The sequence below is a fragment of the Shewanella sp. 38A_GOM-205m genome (assembly GCF_000518445.1).
In the GTDB taxonomy this organism is placed as follows: Bacteria; Pseudomonadota; Gammaproteobacteria; order Enterobacterales; family Shewanellaceae; genus Shewanella; species Shewanella algae.
The window spans coordinates 1-19,266 of the sequence record NZ_JADP01000040.1; the positions used below are offsets into that span (position 1 = coordinate 1).

13 protein-coding genes, 1 pseudogene and 1 riboswitch are annotated in these 19,266 nt (G+C 51.1%); of the genes and pseudogenes, 3 read left to right on the forward strand and 11 right to left on the reverse strand.

What is annotated here, in order from left to right; all coding sequences use genetic code 11:
• Positions 1-327: 327 nt before the first annotated feature.
• Both N512_RS0117905 and N512_RS24875 read right to left on the reverse strand, forming a co-directional pair.
• The gene (locus N512_RS0117905; RefSeq protein ID WP_028781198.1) at positions 328-963 is read right to left on the reverse strand and encodes a hypothetical protein; all 636 of its coding nucleotides are present in this window, start codon (positions 961-963) and stop codon (positions 328-330) included.
• A 3-nt stretch (positions 964-966) separates the two neighbouring features.
• Positions 967-1,254 (reverse strand): 4Fe-4S binding protein, encoded by a 288-nt coding sequence (locus N512_RS24875; RefSeq protein ID WP_197021472.1) that lies wholly within the window; start codon positions 1,252-1,254, stop codon positions 967-969.
• 479 nt (positions 1,255-1,733) lie between these two features.
• On the opposite strand from N512_RS24875, the pseudogene N512_RS24730 reads away from it, so the two are divergent.
• A pseudogene (locus N512_RS24730) lies at positions 1,734-1,934 on the forward strand (tyrosine-type recombinase/integrase); the annotation flags it as partial.
• A 274-nt stretch (positions 1,935-2,208) separates the two neighbouring features.
• Here N512_RS24730 and N512_RS0117910 read toward each other — a convergent pair.
• Positions 2,209-3,510: a type II toxin-antitoxin system HipA family toxin gene (locus N512_RS0117910; protein ID WP_028781199.1), complete on the reverse strand. Its 1,302-nt coding sequence runs from the start codon at positions 3,508-3,510 to the stop codon at positions 2,209-2,211.
• Entirely contained in the window at positions 3,510-3,758 is a 249-nt protein-coding gene (hipB, locus tag N512_RS0117915; RefSeq protein ID WP_025011264.1) for a type II toxin-antitoxin system antitoxin HipB, read from the reverse strand. Before hipB ends, N512_RS0117910 begins: the two co-directional genes overlap by 1 nt.
• 512 nt (positions 3,759-4,270) lie before the next feature.
• Here hipB and N512_RS0117920 point away from each other — a divergent pair.
• Complete coding sequence (locus tag N512_RS0117920) at positions 4,271-5,962, forward strand: ATP-binding cassette domain-containing protein (RefSeq protein WP_028781200.1); 1,692 nt, start codon at positions 4,271-4,273, stop codon at positions 5,960-5,962.
• Between the two features lie 12 nt (positions 5,963-5,974).
• Here the strand turns inward: N512_RS0117920 and N512_RS0117925 are convergent, their stop codons facing one another.
• The 7 genes from N512_RS0117925 to metH form a co-directional block, all read right to left on the reverse strand.
• Positions 5,975-6,349: a PH domain-containing protein gene (locus N512_RS0117925; RefSeq protein ID WP_028781201.1), complete on the reverse strand. Its 375-nt coding sequence runs from the start codon at positions 6,347-6,349 to the stop codon at positions 5,975-5,977.
• A gap of 10 nt (positions 6,350-6,359) precedes the next feature.
• Entirely contained in the window at positions 6,360-8,285 is a 1,926-nt protein-coding gene (locus tag N512_RS0117930) for a peptidase U32 family protein (protein ID WP_081737199.1), read from the reverse strand.
• A 212-nt stretch (positions 8,286-8,497) separates the two neighbouring features.
• Positions 8,498-11,023, reverse strand: a complete 2,526-nt coding sequence (locus tag N512_RS0117935; RefSeq protein WP_028781203.1) for a hypothetical protein — start codon at positions 11,021-11,023, stop codon at positions 8,498-8,500.
• Positions 11,023-11,628 carry a hypothetical protein gene (locus N512_RS0117940; RefSeq protein WP_037475489.1) on the reverse strand — a complete coding sequence of 202 codons (606 nt, stop codon included), beginning with the start codon at positions 11,626-11,628 and terminating at the stop codon, positions 11,023-11,025. Before N512_RS0117940 ends, N512_RS0117935 begins: the two co-directional genes overlap by 1 nt.
• A gap of 681 nt (positions 11,629-12,309) precedes the next feature.
• Entirely contained in the window at positions 12,310-12,567 is a 258-nt protein-coding gene (locus tag N512_RS0117945; protein ID WP_025011260.1) for a DUF2999 family protein, read from the reverse strand.
• Between the two features lie 270 nt (positions 12,568-12,837).
• On the reverse strand, positions 12,838-13,929 hold the full coding sequence (locus tag N512_RS0117950; protein WP_028781205.1) for a hypothetical protein: 1,092 nt from the start codon (positions 13,927-13,929) through the stop codon (positions 12,838-12,840).
• 332 nt (positions 13,930-14,261) lie between these two features.
• Positions 14,262-17,981 (reverse strand): methionine synthase, encoded by a 3,720-nt coding sequence (gene metH, locus N512_RS0117955; protein ID WP_028781206.1) that lies wholly within the window; start codon positions 17,979-17,981, stop codon positions 14,262-14,264.
• A 242-nt stretch (positions 17,982-18,223) separates the two neighbouring features.
• Here metH and N512_RS0117960 point away from each other — a divergent pair, with 242 nt between their 5' ends.
• A complete protein-coding gene (locus tag N512_RS0117960) occupies positions 18,224-18,967 on the forward strand; it encodes a histidine phosphatase family protein (protein ID WP_028781207.1) in 744 nt (247 codons plus the stop codon).
• Between the two features lie 88 nt (positions 18,968-19,055).
• A riboswitch (cobalamin riboswitch) is annotated at positions 19,056-19,192 on the forward strand.
• Positions 19,193-19,266: the final 74 nt, after the last annotated feature.

Genomic DNA, 19,266 nt, shown 5'->3' on the forward strand with positions numbered 1-19,266 from the left:
GTAAACAAAGCTGTAGTGGCGCTGGCTAACAAAAATGCCCGAATAGCGTGGGCGCTAATAAACCAAAAAACAGAGTATATCGTTAAGTAACTAACTGATTTTAATAAGTCCAAAGAGTTGATGTGCTGACAGGTAGAACCGACTCTCTGTGAACCTGACAAATAGCTGGGCTGCTAAAAGCCATGGCACTAATGAGGGCAGAGAGTACGGATGTTCATCAGGGCTCACGAAGCCGGATATATGTGTGTGGCTACTTTGTCAGAAAGAGACCTGCCGGTGCTTGCATCGGAGAGGTGTCCATATAAGCTATTTAGGTAGTTCTGTCATTCAATCTACACATTTCATGAAGCATGAACGTAGTTTATCTATGTTATTATCTAACCTCCCCTCATTACCTTTTTTTAGCTCTTTCAAGAGTTCATAGCAAGTCTCTTGGCAGGCTTTATTTATAACAGGCTCCTTGTACTTATCAGAGCGCACATGCCTACCGTTATAATCATACTCATCAATTTCAACTGAGTTGCTCTTTTTATCATAAATGGTTACCCCCGTTAAATCCTCTAGCTTTGATAACTCTCCATTTTTATAAATGTAACGCTCATAACGACCACCTTTTTTATTCTCATAAAATAAGATTAACTTTCCAAAATTATCATATTCATAAACAGAGTCAAAACCATTATATCTTTTTGTGGCTCGGTTAAAGTCCAATGTAAGGAACCCTGACTTTTCACTAAGTGAATGCTTTATTTTAAGGCATTGGGTTTTTCCATTATGGTTGTACTCATTAATCAGTTCTTGGAGTGCGGTATCACGAGTAATAATTTCACCATTATTACGTCGAATGACAATACCATTATCATTTGAAAGTATTTGATCGCCACAGCCATTGAAATTTAATGAGTTAGTTTCGATATCTGCAATTGATAGTAAAAATGATGCATATAATATTGCTATATTCATAATTTAGGTCTCACACACTGTCGTAGTATATATTGCTTTATCCTTCGCTTTGGGGCATACACTCCAGCAGCTGTAGCACATGATACATGCTTCATGGTCAATCTGATATTTCCCATCATCAACGAGCTTTATTATACCTATGGGGCAGGCATGATGACACAAACCACACCCAATACATATAGAGGTGTTGATTCGTAAAGTATTCCAACACGGCCATGCACCTACCACTGATGGTGCAAACATGACCAAGCTGGAAAGCTTGATTATATTACGTCTTACTTTATCAGCCATCTCGTATTCTTTTGGTTCAGTTTAGATAGAAATATTGGTAAATGGAAAATTTCCCATCAACTAACAACCTATTGCCAAATGATAATGCTAGTCATTTAGATTATCTATCTCTCAGATCTGGTTCACACTTTAGTAAAGGTATGAAGTTAAGACACGACATTTGTGTTCTGTCCCCATCCTCGCCCTGTTTATGATGTTACTGAACCATCTTGAACTCGTTGAGGATGCACCTTCTCTAAGCTTCTTAGATGGTGACATATCAGTTACTGTTGAAACATGTTTAAGCACCGGTGCTCGCTGGAGCGAAGTCCAAAAATTGACTCATTCTCAAGTGTTGAATGACAGGATTAATCTCATAAATACTAAGAATGGCAAGAAAATAAATATTATAATAATCAGTTTGTTATGTTGGAATGTTTCTTACTGAAGTGGTCAGCTTTTGAGGATTGCTATAAAGAGTTAATGGTGTTTTAAAATCTTCAGAAATTGAACTGCCGAAAGGGCAGGCCAGTCATGTTCTCAGACATACTTTTGCATCCCACTTTGTGATGAATGGCGGGAACATCCTTACGTTACAGCGAATTTTGGGACATAGCAGCATTCAGATGACTATGCGCTATGCTCACTTGGCACCAGAGCATCTTATTGAAGCAACCAAACTCAATCCATTGGTAAGCTAGTGTGGTCAATGATCCACATATTGACCACACTTATTTTTTTTAAAAGATTTTTGGTTGGGTTGTTTTGATGAAAATTGTTGCTGATTGTTATTTAACTGAATGATTAGTAAGGTTATTTTGTTTTTTCAAGAGGTTTTGATTATAGCGCTTAATATCTTTCAGGATGCTTCGGCATCCTTTTTTAGATTGGCACGGGTAATGAAAATCTCACTTTAAAAGGAAATTAACCCGCATCCGCTTATGGGAAATAGCATTTAAAATTAATATCTTATAGCTAGATTTTTTTAATTATTTTGTTGGCATTCTCAAAAATTGAGTTGGAGATATGCTCTGGAAAGCCCTCCGGTAGATTCGTCCTTACTTGCGAGATTGCCTCAGGTAACGCACCTTTCATTTCATCCATTATTCTTTGCATCTTATCCTGACTAAAATTCACAGCTTTAGCAGTATCTAAAAAGTGACGAGGCAGGATTTTATTGATTTCATACTTCTTGCCTTTTGTGGCTTTTAATCCCATTGCGAGCTTAAGTTGTCTAATATTGAGTCCTTTTCCTCCAAGTAATGGGTAGGCCGACAGAATGTCGTAGAATGGAGTGAGTCGATAGCTACCTCCTCTATCAATATAGATAGAAAAGTTTTTAGCATGTCCATCCGTAGCCCCAATGATCCATTGAAATACCTGGAATCTCATGAAGTTATATTGATCTTCAAGTGCATTACTTGAGCCCATTAATAACTTCATGATCTGTGCTATGCCTGGGCCACCTTGAGATTCATATTTGATGGATGATGGCATACCAAACACCTGGCAAATATCTTCTTGAGGTAAGCGTAGCAAGCCTGCTCTGTCTTTTGTCCAGCGTCGATCAAATCGTTCTACAGCTAAAGCTTTAAGGTTGTCTGTTTTGATTATATTGACGCTGGGAACTGCGAATCCCAGCGCTTTAGCTAGCTCAATGCAAAGATATTCATTTTCTACGCTATCTTTGAGATCCAGGGTCGCGTTAGCTTGTGGTATTTCGCCTATTGGCAGCTTGATAATGTGAGTGGTTGGGGTGTTTCCTTTCGGTATACACCATTGTCCATCAATGAATAAGAGTGCGGTTTTTTCTTGAGCACCTGCCACTGAGATCCTAAAGTCTTCTTCCTCTTTGAGCATCCCGAGGGGAATATCAGACTTGTATGCAGAAAGAACGGCTTCTAGTTTCTTGTTATCCAATATTTCGTAGCTGAGTGGCTCTTTTTTATAGGGGTGTTCGGGAGGAAATAGTGCAATAGCACCAACACTATCCTTTCCAATTTCTTTCAAGAGATCAAATGGTTGTTTGGACGAGGCTTTGTACCTTGCAACGATCCTATCTCTGACTTGTGGGCTGTCTGGTAAGAGGTTGTCAAAATAGTTGATAACGGCATCGGAAGTGATAGTCGGTAATTGAAGCCTCAAAGACAATGACAGTGGGCGAGCCATTGCATTGGTTATCCAGTCCTTATCATATTGAAAAGTGTGAGCGCCGTTCTTATGCTTCGCCAAGGTGCCAACAAGTTCACCATTCATGTATGCTATTAGCTTTTGCATTACCAACTCTCATCATCATTTTCACTTGGTGAAGTCAGCTGTGTTTTTTCTTGGATACTCAGTGTTAGATCCATAGCTTGTACAAGCTTAAAGAAGGTAGAAAGCGTTGTTTTGTTGGGGTTGTTCTCGAAGTTCGAGATTGTTGCTTGCTTTATACCGACTTTTTTCGCCAACTCTGACTGAGTCCAGCCATTCTTTTGGCGTATCAGTAGCATCATATCTGCGAGTTGCTTTGGACTATATATCATTAGTTCCAGCCCTCAATGATTAGAGATGAATTTTAAAGTTATCTCATATCCCCACTAGAGGATTAGCTAGCATTTATCCCTTTGTTGGGATAAATGCTGCTTTATACCCACTGGGGTATAATTGATTAAATATCCGCTATTGAGGATATTTAGTCAATAGAAGTCAGAAGGAACAATGATATTGAGCTGAGTCATATACTGCTCTAGCATCCTGTTTAGTTTTGAGCCGCACTCTCATCCCAAAGGACAACCCCTCAAAGGGGACAAGCTGGATCTTTGTTGTCTCAGGCGGTTATAATTCCGCCATCCTCGCCTATTGGAGCTCACGCCAAAATGAACAACTGACACCTGATCACCAATCTTTTTTACTTTTCCATTATTAGATTGGCAGGGTCGGTCGGCGTGTTCGCTCAAGTCTTTATTGTTGCAGTCAGTTGGCACTCATTCGCCATGTCATGACTGCTTAAACCCGGATCGGATCTCGCCGTGCCTCCCTGTCTGCAGGAGGCAAGATGCAGGCATTTAATGCAAGACAAATCTCACTCTATACCCATGGCCTTGAGCCATTGTTTGCCGATATCAGCTGTAGTCTGAGCGCTAGAATGACCGGCCTGATTGGTCGCAACGGCATAGGCAAGAGTTTGCTGGGCGAAATACTCTGCGGTTTGAGAGCGCCGGATAGCGGCACGGTTGAGCGCCGGGGCATTTGCGGTATTTACCGGCAGCAGCAAGAACCCAAGCTGCTAAAGGCCGCAGCAAGCCGGATTGATGGCCCCTCGTCCCAAGTGCCGACAATGCAAACCGGAAGCCGACTGAGCCAATGTCTGGGCTTGGCGACCAGATTACAGGCGCTGACACAAATAGAGCAGGGCTGTTGTGACAGTCATTGGTTTGAGCAGCTCAATGACGACTGGCAGGTGCGGCAAACCTTTTGCGAACTCTGCCGGGAGCTGGGGTTGCCGGCAGAGCCCGAGCTTGAGTTCGAACGCCTCAGTGGTGGCCAGCAGGCCAAGTTGAAACTGTGGCGTTTGTTTCAAAGCGAGGCCGACTGGTTGCTGCTCGATGAGCCTTCCAATCATTTGGACAGAGACGGCAGACAGTGGCTGCGGCAGCGGATGTCGGCATTTTCGGGGCAGATCCTGCTGATAAGCCACGACATAGATCTGCTACGACAGATGGATGAAATCTGGGAGCTCAACAGCTTGGGGCTCGGTTCCTATGGCGGCAACTATGACAGCTATTGGCATCAGCACACCCTGGCACAGCAAGCGCTTGAACGCAGGTTGGAGAATGTCGACAAGGCCCGGCGTCAGGCAAGAAAGCAGGCGCAGTTGAGCCGGGAGCGGGCACAGAAAAGAGCAGCCAAAGGGGAGAAATTGGCGCGCAGTGGCAGCCAGGCCAAGGTGTTGCTCGACCGTCAAAAGGAGCGGGCCGGTGCCAATGCGGCGGCTATGGCGACCCGGGAGCGGCAACATCAGCGACTGCTGGACTCTGAGCTTGCCGGGCTGAAACAGCAGTGTGAGCAAAGGCATAGGCAAACCCTGACTCTGGGGCGCGAAACCCATGGCCAGCCAGTGGCAAAGCAGACTCTGGTACGGCTATTGGATGCTGTCTTGCCCTATGGCAGTCGAGAGCCTATCAATTTAACCCTCAGCAGTGGCAAGAAACTGCGTCTGGCGGGGACCAATGGCAGCGGTAAGTCCAGTTTGCTTCGGGTCTTACAGGCTAGGCTGGCGTTGAGCGCTGGGCAAGTGCAACTCAATGGCCACAGTGTCTATCTGGATCAGCATTTCAGCTTACTCAAGCCAGAGTGGACACTGCTGGAAACCCTGCAGCGCTGTGCCCAAGTTGATAGTAGCCCGATTGATCATAACCAGGTGAATCATAATCTGATGGATGACAGTCAGCGCCGCACTCTGCTGGCCCAGATAGGCTTTCGCGCCGAGCAGGTGCACCGCACTGTGGCTTGTCTCAGCGGCGGTGAAAAGATGAAGCTGGCCATGCTTTATGTCAGTCATCAGCGGGGCAATCCCTTACTGCTGCTGGATGAGCCTGACAATCATCTGGATATTGAATCAAAAGCGCGTCTGGCAGCGGCGCTGGCAGCATACCCGGGCGCTTTTATTCTGGTCAGTCACGATGAGGAGTTTGTGGCGCAGACCGGCATTGAAGAAGCGTTTTCCCTGTCAAATAGCGGATCTTAGACTTTTTTAACCTCAGAGCGTGAATTTGGCTATGGTCTTTTGAATACCCACCACATCAGTGCCGCGCTTGAGCTCTTTGAACAGGGGCTCTGCCTGGCCTGAGATCCACAGCTTGAGTTCGGCATCCATATCGAAGCGCCCGGCGGTTTCCACTTCAAAGTGCACTATCGCCTTGTAGGGGATGGAGTGATAACTCACTTTCTTGCCGGTCATGCCTTGTTTATCTATCAAGATCAGGCGCTTGTTGGTGAAGACAAACAGGTCGCGAACCAGTTTATAGGCCAGCTGCAACTGTTCGCTGTCGGCCATAATCGGCGTCAGTTCTTCATTGAGTTTATCCAGATCCACTTCACTGGCGTTGCCCATCAAGGCGTTCAAAAATCCCATGTTTTTCTCCTTAACCCACCAACAGCATTTCACACTTATGGCAGTCGAACACCAGCTTGAACTGCTTGCCACCCAGCTCCATTTCCAGCGGCTCTGCCTTGATCCCAGGCACTTCTTTGGGGCACATGTTGTAGCTGTAACGTATGCAGTGCTTGGTGATCATCAAAGGCGCATCGCCTTTTACCGGCCGCACTTCATAGGCATCACGGATGGATACCACCCCGTGACGGGTATAGAAGTCCTTGGCCTTTTGGTTGGCCACATTGCCTAGATAGGTCAGGCTGCGCTGCGGGAAGCGGGCGCTGTCGTCCCGTACCCAGGGCGTGGGTCTTTGATACCCCTGAATGCGCACTTCGTCCAGGGCAGCAATGGCATCACGGCGCAGGCCATTGATGATGGATGCCGGTACAAAAACGGCTTCGGCATCGCCCAAATCCACTTGTCCGAGACGAAAATCTGTATTGCCCAGCTTGGCGAGATGCTTGCCGAGTGATTCACGGTTGCGGCCAATATCCTTGGCCTGCTGTTTTTCGAAGTCAGCGGTCACTGTCGCCTGATGACCATGACGGTCGGCGGCGGTCAGCGCCAGACCTGTCTGGGTATTGCTGAGGCTGAAGTCCAGCAACAGGGTTCGCTCGGCAGATTCTTTGGCCAGCAGGGCTTCAAAGGCCTGATCTTTGTTGCGATATAAGGTGGCACCGACATAGAGATCTTTCGGCATGTTTTTCAGATACAGGGTGTTACCCTCGGCGCGGTTGACCCGAAAACCTGTCAGCTTGTCATCCGACAACCTGGCCTTTTGATAGTTGGCGGCGAAGAAGCCCAGGCCATCACCGTTGTGGAACTCGGTATCCGAGTCGACCTGGATGAAGTCTTTGCCTATCTTGCTGACTTTACCTACTTCTACTCCCAAGTATTTCGGGGTGCGGAAGTCGCCGATGTCCGCCTTGCGCTCATTGACAAAGTAGTCCGTCTTGCCGCGGTTAAAGCTCTTGTCCGGATCCGGGGTGAAGCTGTAGCTGCAGCGGCCGTGGGACGAGGGTTCAAACTCGGGCCGACGCGCCATGATGGCATCCAGTTGCTGGCGGTAGTGAGCGGTAACATTCTTGACGTAGCTGAGGTCCTTGAGTCGGCCCTCTATCTTGAAGGAGCGGATCCCGGCGTCGATCAGCGCTTCGAGGTTATCTGTCTGGTTATTGTCCTTCAGCGACAGCATATGGTCGTTGCTGGCAATGATGTCGCCCTGGCGGGTCTTGAGATTACCCGGCATCCGGCATTGCTGTGAGCATTCGCCGCGGTTGGCACTGCGGTCTGTGTAGGCCTCACTGATATAGCATTGGCCGCTGTAGGCCACGCACAGGGCGCCATGGATAAAGAACTCAAGTCGCATCTTGGTCTCGGCGGCCACGGCGCGAATTTGGCTCAGACTCAGCTCCCGCGCCAACACCACCTGGGAGAACCCCACATGCTCAAGAAAGGCGACTTTGGCCGGAACCCGATTATCCATCTGGGTACTGGCGTGCAGTGCAATAGGCGGCAAGTCCAGCTCAAGCAGCCCCAAGTCCTGCACGATAATGGCATCGGCGCCGGCCTCGTACACGGCCCAGATCAGGCGTCTGGCTTCTTCCAGTTCATCGTCCAGCAATATGGTGTTGATGGTGACAAATACCTGGGCGTGATATCTATGGGCAAACTGACACAGGCGGGTAATGTCCTCGACACTGTTGCCGGCAGTATGGCGGGCACCGAACGCCGGGCCGCCAATGTAGACGGCATCCGCCCCGTGGCGAATAGCCTCGATACCGAAATCGGCATTCTTGGCCGGAGCCATCAACTCCAGCTTGTTGTCGGCCAGTTGCACCGCTTGGCTGGGGGCGGCATCAGGGGCTTGTGCCTGTTGGCCGGGATTAAAGAGTTCAACACCTGTAGTGGACATGGCTTACCGCTCGTCTGGAAATGCCTGAAAATTTCGGGCACAAATTATAGCAGAGCCAGTAACTCATGAAAGCCTAAGGAATCAGATGCACCAATTTCTTCGGTTGGAAAGTGGCGGCCAGGCTTGAGAGCAACCGCTGATGGAAGGTTTCAGGCGGACAAAAAACGGGAGCCATGAGGCTCCCGTTGGCAGTTGTTTACTTCAACTTTGCATCAATCGTTCAGGTGGGCACAGCGACCAAACTCGGCTCCGCCTTTAACGGCAGCAACCACCTGTTTCGGGAAGCTGAGCTGAACATCCTGGCCATCCCGGCAGACAAAGGCTTTGTTCAGATCGACATCGATAGACAAGACAGCGCCTGCGATACCACCCATCATTTCAGAGCCGTTGGCACTGATGGCAAAAGGGTTGTCTATGGTCAGTGCCTTGGCTTCGGTAACGCCCTGCTTGGCGAAGAACTCCCTGGTGCTCATCCAGCCCAAACCTTCCAGGTAGATACCACCACTGAAACCGGTAAACAGGCTACCGGAGCGAGCAGTAATCATCGACAGATCGTCGCTGGCATCAAGCAGTAACATACGCGGTACGCCAAATTCTGCACTGATGCTGTCGTGATCCCAACCTTCGGAACACAGGTTACCCAGGACGAAGTGATTGAAAGGTACCTGCTCACACCAGCGCAGGCTGCCTATGTTTTCCTGTTGGCCCGAGTCCGTATGCCACAGGGTGACTCCGGTGCGGGTGCCAAAGCCAATTGTGCTGCCGTCGTTGGAAATCACCGAGGAATCCTGAGCGCCGAACTCAGTCGAAGTATCGTGAAAGCGACCATCGACCCAGGCAACCTGTCTGGTGCCATCATAAGTACCTGTAATGGTACTGCCGTTGCCGGCTATCCTGTCGGCACGCAGCCATTGAACCTTTTCGGCAAATTGGTAAGGCAGTTGCTGCATACCGGCCTTCTTGGTCCAGATAAAGGGCACTATCTCGTCCTTGAATGCACTCTGGCAGGCGCCGTTACCGTCAGTATCCAGATAGGCGGTGCCGACGACTGTATTGCCACTATCGTCCATATCCCAGACATAGCTGGAGTTGGTGCCTGACTGTCCCGAACCACCACAGCTGTTACCGTTGAGATCCCCTAGCGAGGTTAGTTTGTCACTGCGCAGATCCCAGATGGCGGCATTGCTGATGCCGTTGCCACTGAAGTCCGCCATAACACCGGCCTTGGTGGCGTTTTTGTTCATAGTGGCGTGTCCGGCAACCACGGCATTACCGGCCGGGTGTAGCTCGAACAGGGCCTTCTTGGTGCTGTCATAGAGGAAAGGCGTGCTGCCGGTTATCCCCATGGCACGTTTGCCGTTCTTGGCATGATCCAGCACAAAGGCGCTTACCAGCGGGGTATATTGGATGCCATCGCTATAGCCGTTGAAATAGATATCGGCCTGTTTGGTCACCCCGGCTTCGGCAATGATAGGAGTGAAATCACAAGCTCTATCGCTGGCCGGATTGCTGCTTTCATTGCTGTTCCAATACTCGGCTTCAGAGAGCAGGGCGGTTTGTTGGGTTGGATAACCACCGGCCTTGATGGTCTCCATGTAGAGCACATAGCGGCCGCCGGGTGTCAGACCATTGATGGTGAACTTGCCATCCGGGCCTACAAGCCCTTGGGTCAGGTTGCCGGACTGTTGAGTGACCACATCGTACAGTGGGTTATCCAGGTTGCGGGCCACCATGTTCATGCCCGAATAGTCCACTCCTTCCTTGGTGTACAAGGTACCGGAAATCGAGCCGTAGCCAGAACGATATTCCGCTGTTGGATAGAGGTCGGATAGGTTGACTATGTCGTCGCGCACATTGACCGTTGATTGCTCGGCCCCCTGAACCCCCAACACATTGATGAAGGGGAACATGGTTTCAATAGTGTCCGGCGCTATCTGGCTGGCGCTGGTATATTGATTGGTGATGGCGCAACCCGGTACCCCGTCATATTGCGGGCTGTAAGAGGCCGACATATAGCTGAGATGACCATTGGCCTGGGAGTGCGACATGTTGAGGGCGTGGCCGAATTCATGGGTAAATACCCCGGCAATCATTTCGCCTTCTGTGTCATCTATACCCACGTACCAGCCGTTCATCAAGGCAGTGGCCTCAAGGATTTCACCGGTTTCTTCATCGGCCCACTCGGGGAAGGCTATCCCCAGTACCTGGCTGCGTGGTACGCCGAAATACTGTTCCAGGATCTGGCCGTCGGTGTCATAGTTGACCCAGAAACCATAGCCGTTTACGGCGGAATAGATCTGATCGACATTAGTTTGATTGACGTCCTTGATGCCGATTTGCTGTTCAATGGTGCCCTGCACCGACATCTCAAAGGTGGAGGTTTCCACCGCAGACCATTCGCCCACGGCCTTGGCGGTAATGGCATTGGCCTGAGCTATGCTGAGGAAGGTGTAATCCCTGTCCAGCACAGTACCTGCCGGGATCACAGTGCCGTCCGGCAGTGTGATGTCGAGATTGAACACCTGCCCCTTTTCCAGAATGGTGAAGGTTTGTACGTCAACCCCATCCTTGTTTTTAATCACTGGGCCGCCGTCGGTATAGACGGGAATCGCACCCTTGGAAGTATCCCACTTATAGGGCTGCATTGTGGGTTCGTGAATATACAGCGGGCCACCGGCCAGAGCGGCAGAGGAGACTGAGCCCAACAGCAAGGCCGTGGCAATTCTTGAAAGCTTCATTATTTGGCCTCCTGTACCAGTTTGCCAACCAGAGACATAAATGCGGCGGCATCCACAGCGCCGGCCGTGGTGATAAGGCTCTGCTCTTCAGGGCTGAGCGACTGGGTGTTCATGCCATCAAACAGGCCTATGTTGCCCAGTTGATTGCTGACTTTGCCGTTTTGCACAATGAATTTGCCTTGTTCCAACCCTACGGTAGAAGTCAGGCCTGCACCGAGATCCGGGTTCATAAAGGCCACTACCTGCTCGCCAACCGACCAGCGGGCGAAGCCTTCGGGGGATACGCCCAGGTAGACTTTGCCATTACCCATAGCGCGGGGCTTGAGCAAACCAAACTGGCGGAAGGTATATTCGCTGCCTGCCTTATGTTTGTTCTTGGCATCCATACCTACCCGAATGGTGATCTGGGTATAGGGGCGTTTGCGCTCATCAAAGCCATCGGTCACAGACACCACTTGGCCTGAGACTATGCTGGACGCCTGACTGGTCAATTGACTGAGATTTTGTTTGAGATGTTTTTGGGCCACGGCTGCCGGTGTCAGCAGCAAACTGGCTGAGACGAGACATAGCGCCGATAGACGCTGGAACCACTGAGATCTTGTCACTGGAATACCTCCTGTATGATTGGGATAAATTCAGCTTTCGATCATCGACCCATACTTCCTTGGCCGAATATTGACCGAGCACCTACTTAAGCACGCCGACTCAATGGGAGGCACGGCAAATGATGTAGCGTTTTGTAGCGTTTTTGTTAAACGCACACGGTTTGTCTCAATCTTGTGTTAGGTGAGGGCGATGGCGGAGAGGCAAGAGGGAATAGATTGGCTTTCAACACACCTTTGGTTATCTTTTGCTCAGCGTGAGCTGTTTGCCATGCTGAATATCAGTTAATAACATGGAGAGTGCTGATGAGCTGTAACTTTTGTGGTGGGCGTTTGAATAACGGAATGTTACGTAAGCAGGAGCCGGGAAGCGGTCGGAAGTTTAAGTCGTGTCCCAACTGTTCAACGACTCATGGTGAGGAACATATATTTCATCCCTATCCCGCTGATTTTGGTAATACGCCGGCACGAGTGACAGCGGCCAATCCGGACGGGCATCAAAGTTATTGCAGAAATTGCCGGGCGCTTGATACGGGTATTGCTTCAGAGAACTATCAAAATGGTAAGCGTTGCAGCGAACTGAGCTGATGGCACAGCCAATTTGTCAGCCTAATACCTGATGAATGACAGAACATGACATCGGCCCTCAAAGCCAAATGAGTCAGGCCTTGAGGGCGCACAAGATTAAACAGACTTGTTCATTTGGGCTTTGGCGGCTTCAACCTTGGAGAAATCCAGTCCCAGTTCTTCCACGGCTTCTTTGATCAGTGCCGGGTTCTGCATCACTTGCATCATCAACCCCTGCAGCTTTTCCGGCGGTAATCCCAACTGCCCCAGAGTACCCATGGCCATCAGGGGATTTTCGGTCAGGCTCTGGAACAGACTGTTTATTTGTTCATCGCTGATATTGTGCTCTTTCAGCAGGGCAATAATAGGATTCATGGAAAGTCCTTGCGGTTGTATTCATCAAAGAGTGCGATTCTAGCAGAGCAGAACCCCGAATGTCGCTGGCTGAAGAGGTACTCTGGTTCAGCTAACGTCCTCTGGCGACATTTTGCCAAACGTATGGTATCTGGTTAGTGGCTCTGTACAGGGGAGTGAGTGGAAACCTTGTTCGTGGCTTTAATTTTTGCCTGAGATTCTGGATTTGTTGCTTTTGCCCTGCACCTTGATGGCGGCTGTGGTTAATCCACAGCCGCCAATCTGAGACAACTAAGGCATAAAACCAAAGAATTTAAGCAAGTCTTCGGTGTTTTGCCTGATGCTGAATGTGACTGAGTAATCATCCAAATCATCTGGGCCTAGGTTGGCATCAAATCCTACTAGGAATGGTTTATTCTCCACTAGCTGAAACTGCGCGCTGATCCTGAAAAAATTAATATCAGATAGCGAGCTGTAGTTGGTTGTTCGTAGAAAGTATCCGCCGACCTTGGCTCTGGGAAGTGCATTCTGATCTCGCAGAATAGTATCACTGTAGAGATTGAATTCGAGGCCGCCGCCGTAGTATCTAGCAAGTTCATTTCCTTGTTTTGCTTCATCCAGGCTGCGGACTCCGGTCAGTATGGCAAGACTCAGGACTGAGTCGCCATTATTGGACGCTGCAATTCCTCCAGGAGACCAAAGGAATTTCAAATAACCATCAATAGAATCGGTGACATCGTTGAAACTTGTGTCAGCGAAATTAGGTTTTTTCTCTGTAACTGTAGGACTCTTCTCAAAAAGAACGCCCACCTCGAAATTTGTCACTGCATCATTCCAACCCCAGGCATTGTGCCAACGGCCGTTCAACATAAAGGAAGCAGTCACTCCGCCCTGATCAAACCCAGAACGCTCTCCAGCTTCGTTATAGCTATTTTGTTGTTTGTAGCCAAGCTCAAAAGAGCTCAGCCAGCGTCCCTGATAGTTTTTACTGTTATTGCTAGCAGCCCCCTGACCCAGCGTTTTCAATATGCTCTTGTCTCCGTCTGTCAGTGTTGCGCCAGCCTGTTCGGCTTGGGTTAGACACATTTGCAACAATTGGATCGCGAATCTATCGTACCCCTGTTTTACAGTATCAATCCCTGAGAGATTTGTAGTTCCGCTCGCCGGACAGTTGATTGTGATCTGCTTTGTTTTGTCGGTGGTTTTGAAGCATTGTTTTACCTCTGGTGCCGTATCTTCGAATTCCAGTTTCTGTGTTGCTGTAGCTAGTTTGTCGAAACAAAGTTGTGTTTGAGTCGCACCATTTGTATCTATCTCTTGCCCTGCGAAGACTAATGGCGCATTGAATACGGCCAGTGCAAGTATTCCCCAATGTAGTTTCATAGTTCTTCCCTGTTGTGATGGTTAAAGGTAACGCTCACTGGGCAATAAAATCGACACCTTACGAGAGACGATTTTATTAATCCAAGACAGATTAAAAATTGCTCAGCATCAATTGTAATTTAATTGTTTTTATTTGGTTGATTTTTTGATCTATTGGATGGCGTGGGATGTTTGACCATCTAACCCAATAGGAAGTTAGCTGAGAAAAATATACTTTATGAAACTGGCATTAGTATGAGGTGATGTGGCTGAGGTATAGACCCAGGAATAAGCCAAGGTAAGCCTTATTCCTGGGTATGGAGGTACGCTAAAAGACTATTTGCTGGCCTCTTTTACTCAGGATCATAATCCAATACCGGGGCCAGCCACTTCTCGGCTTCGGCCACTGTCATCCCTTTGCGGCGGGCGTAGTCTTCCACCTGATCTCGGCCTATGTTGCTTACTCCAAAATAGCGTGATTGCGGGTGCGCAAAGTACCAGCCGCTGACCGCCGCCGTGGGGTACATGGCAAAGCTCTCGGTAATCTTGAGGTCGATACACTCGTCTGGCTTAAGAAGCTGCCAAAGCAGGCCTTTTTCCGTGTGGTCCGGGCAGGCTGGGTAGCCGGGAGCCGGGCGTATGCCTTTGTACTTTTCACGAATAAGCGCCTCGTTATCCAGGTTTTCTTCGCTGGCATAACCCCAGAATTCCTTACGCACTCGCTCGTGCATCCGCTCGGCGAAGGCTTCGGCCAGGCGGTCGGCCAGACACTTGAGCATGATGGCGCTGTAGTCATCGTGGGCCGCCTCGAAACGGGCAATATGGGCGTCGATGCCATGGCCGGCGGTGACCGCAAATCCCCCCATATAGTCGGCCACGCCGCTCTCTTTGGGAGCAACAAAGTCAGAGAGACAGAAGTTGTGGTTGCCCACCCGCTCCAGCTGCATCCGTAGATGATGGGTGGTCAGCAACACTTGGCTGCGAGAGTCATCTGTGTAGATCTCGATATCATCGAAGTTGACGCTGTTGGCGGGAAAGAGGCCGATAACGCCCTTGGCGGTGAGCCACTTCTCTTGGATGATTTGCTCCAGCATCGCCTTGCCGTCGGCATAGACTTTACGGGCCTCAGTACCAACGACTTCATCATCCAGTATTTGCGGGAAATGACCGTGCAACTCCCAGGCGCGGAAAAACGGCGTCCAGTCGATGCGATCGAGCAAGTCCTCCAGCGGATAGTCGTCAAACACCTGGATCCCCGGGGTGTTGGGCTTCACCGCTTGATAGTTGGCCCAGTCGTGGCTGCAGCGGTTATCCCGTGCTACCTGCAAGGGCACTATCTGCTTGCGCTTGGTCTGCGACAGACGCTTTTGGCGCATCATTTCATATTCGCGATAGGTTTCGTCTATGGTGGCCTGGCGGGTTTCATTGTTGATGAGCTTGCTGACCATGGGCACGGCGCGCGAGGCATCGGCAATATAGATGGCGCCATGGGGATAATGAGGCGCTATCTTCACTGCGGTATGGATCTTGGAGCAGGTGGCACCACCGATAATCGCCGGCAGGGTCAGACCTTCGCGCTCGAAGGTTTTAACGTTGTGCACCATCTCATCCAGGCTCGGGGTAATGAGCCCGGACATGCCTATGATGTCGACCTTCTCGGCCTTGGCAACTTCGATGATTTTCTCCACCGGCACCATGACACCGAGATCTATCACTTCGTAGCCGTTACAGGCCAGCACCACCCCGACTATGTTCTTGCCTATGTCGTGAACATCGCCCTTGACCGTGACCATCAGCACCTTGCCGTTGCTCTGGCCTTCTACTTTTTCGGCTTCGATATAGGGGTTGAGATAGGCGACCGCTTTTTTCATCACCCGGGCGGACTTGACCACTTGCGGCAAAAACATCTTACCGGCGCCAAAGAGATCGCCCACCACGTTCATACCGTCCATCAGCGGGCCTTCAATCACATCCAGCGGCCGCTTGGCCTGCAGGCGCGCTTCTTCTGTGTCGGCGTCTATGTATTCGGTGATCCCTTTCACCAGCGCGTGTTCCAGGCGTTTGTTGACCGGCAACTTGCGCCATTCGAGATCTTCTTTCTTGCCTGCGCCGCCCGGGCCACCGCGATACTTCTCGGCGACCTCGAGCAACTGCTCTGTGTTACTTGAGTCGGCAACCGGGCAGGGCAGGTTGAGCACCACGGCCTCTACCTTCTGCTTAAGCTCAGGGTCGATATCGTCATAGATGGCCAACTGACCGGCGTTGACTATGCCCATATCCATCCCCGCCTTGATGGCGTGATAGAGGAATACGGCATGAATGGCTTCCCGCACCGGGTTGTTGCCGCGGAAGGAGAAAGAAACGTTGGACACCCCGCCGGAAATCATAGCATGGGGCAGGTTGGCCTTGATATCTTCAATGGCGCCGATAAAGTCCACCGCATAGTTATCGTGCTCTTCTATGCCGGTGGCGATGGCGAAGATATTGGGGTCGAAGATAATATCTTCCGGCGGGAAGCCCACCTTATCCACCAGCACCCGGTAGGCGCGGGTACAGATCTCTGTTTTGCGCTCCCGGGTGTCGGCCTGGCCCTGTTCATCGAAGGCCATGATGATGGCGGCGGCGCCGTAGCGCTTCACCAGTTTGGCCTGTTCAATAAACTTGGCCTCGCCCTCTTTGAGGGAGATGGAGTTGACTATTCCCTTGCCCTGAATGCACTTGAGCCCGGCCTCAATCACCTCCCACTTGGAGGAGTCTATCATCACAGGCACCTTGCTGATATCCGGCTCTGAGGCGATAAGGTTGAGGAATTTCTGCATCATCTCGACCCCGTCGAGCATGCCCTCATCCATGTTGATATCTATGATCTGGGCGCCGTTTTCTACCTGGTCACGGGCCACCTCCAGCGCGGTTTCGTACTGGCCTTCTTTGATTAACTTGAGAAACCTGGCCGAGCCGGTGACATTGGTTCGCTCGCCCACATTCACAAACAGGCTGCTTGCATCTATGGTCAGGGGTTCCAGTCCGGAGAGGCGACATGCCACCGGCAGCTCAGGCAGCGGCCTTGGTGCATGAAGGCTAACGGCTTCAGAAATCGCCTTGATATGCGCAGGCGTGGTGCCGCAGCAGCCGCCGACAATATTGAGCAGCCCCTCTTCGGCCCAGGGGCCTATCACGCTTGCCATCTCCGCTGGAGTCTCGTCATAGCCGCCGAATTCATTGGGCAGACCGGCATTGGGGTGCGCCGAGACAAAGCACTCGCTGATACGGGAAAGCTCCTCGACATAGGGCCGCAGTTCTTTCGGGCCCAGGGCGCAGTTGAGGCCTATGCTCAGCGGCTTGATATGTCTGAGAGAATGGTAAAAGGCCTCTGTGGTTTGCCCTGTCAGGGTGCGGCCCGAGGCATCGGTAATGGTGCCGGAAATCATCACCGGCAACCTTTGCTGCAGTTTCTCGAACACATTTTCGATGGCAAACAGCGCCGCTTTGGCATTGAGGGTATCGAAGATGGTTTCCACCAGGATGATGTCGGCGCCACCGGCGATCAGCGCCTCGGTGGATTCGCTGTAGGCCAATACAAGATCGTCGAAATGTATGTTGCGAAAGCCGGGGTCATTCACATCCGGGCTGATGGAACAGGTGCGGTTGGTGGGGCCGAGCACCCCGGCCACATAGCGGGGAATACCGCTGGTGGCGGCCACTTCATCGGCCACTTCTCGGGCTATTCTGGCGCCTTGGTAATTGATCTCCGCCGCCAGGCTCTGCATCTCGTAGTCGGCCATGGCAATGGTGGTGGCGTTGAAGGTGTTGGTTTCTATGATGTCGGCACCGGCCAGCAGGTATTCCCTGTGAATGGTCTTGATGATCTCGCTCTGGGTCAGTACCAGCAGATCATTGTTGCCTTTGACATCGCAATGCCAATCTTTGAAGCGCTCGCCGCGGTAATCGGCTTCTTCCAGCTTGTAGTCCTGGATCATGGTGCCCATGGCGCCATCTAAAATCAGGATCCGCTCTTCGAGGGTCTGTTTGAGCTTGAGCTCTGTCTGGCTAGGGGAGTGCTGGGAAGTCGCCATAGGGTTACCTTTCATACCTGTCTTATTGCTGTTTTACATTCGCGGCGCTTGGCATCCGCGACATCATCTCTGCCGACCTGACGCCCGGGGCACTATCTGGCATGATAGCCAAAGGCGTGTGTGGGCGCGGAAAGTTATTTTGGACATTTATACGTATAGACGTCCATAATATACGGATTCCGGCGGTCTGCGGCAAGGTTAAATTGGCCCGGTAACCACCGGGACTCTGACGGGAGAAGTGTGTGGCTGAACATAGGCAACTGAATATCTATCTGCTGCGGCACGGCGAATGTGAAGGCGGCGAGATTATCCGCGGCCGCAGTGATGTGGCCCTGAGCGATGAGGGCAAAGCGCAGATGTGGCGCAGCTGGCGGGCTATCAGTAGTGCGCTGGAGCAGTTACCGAGCCAGCCCGAACGCCTGGCGCTGCTGAGCTCCCCGGCCCAGCGTTGCCAGGCCTTTGCCGCCGAGCTCAAGGCCGATATGCCTGATTATTTCCCGGCGCCGCTGCAGCAGCATGACTGGCTCTGGGAGCTGGACTTCGGTGACTGGGACGGCATGAAGGTGGCGAGTGTCTATCAGCAGCATAGCGAGGCGGCTGAAGCCTTCTGGCGTGACCCCGTGGCCAATACTCCGCCGGGCGGGGAATCGCTGCCAGCCTTTCGTAGCCGGGTGTTGGATGGCTGGCAGACTATGGTGCAGCGCTGGCTTGCTAGAGAGGTTAGTTCTTCCGAAAGCTCTGTTTCAGGAGATTCTGGTTCTTCAGCAAGCGCCGATGCGGCACTGATCCTGACTCACAGCGGGGTTATCCGGTTGCTACTGGCCGAGATTTTGCTGCCGGGGCAGATGCCGCCTGCGGCAGTGTTCAACGCCTTGGAGCTACCTTATGCGGCCTGGGTCAGAATAACCCTCTATGCCAGCCGTGATGCCAGCGGTGAAAGTGACCAAGAATGGCAGTGTTTCAGCAAGCTCCACTGGCCGCAATAGTACGGGCCTTAGCCTAACGCCCGGCGGTGATTGCGCCAGGCAATTGTGCCGGGCGATAAAACCGGGATAATAACCCCAAATGGCCGCCAAGTGCGGCAGCAGCCAGGGTGTTGGCACCTTTGCAGGTGAACCAACCCAGGGAACCGGGAAAGCCCGGACTGTGCCCGCAACTGTGAGTCGTCTTTGGCGACGAGTCAGGAGACCTGCCCAGGCTGATAAACCAAACCAGAAACCCGGGCGGGTAAACCGGGGGAGCGAATAGATGATTCTTCCACTGCAGCCTGAGCCTTCTGCCGGTC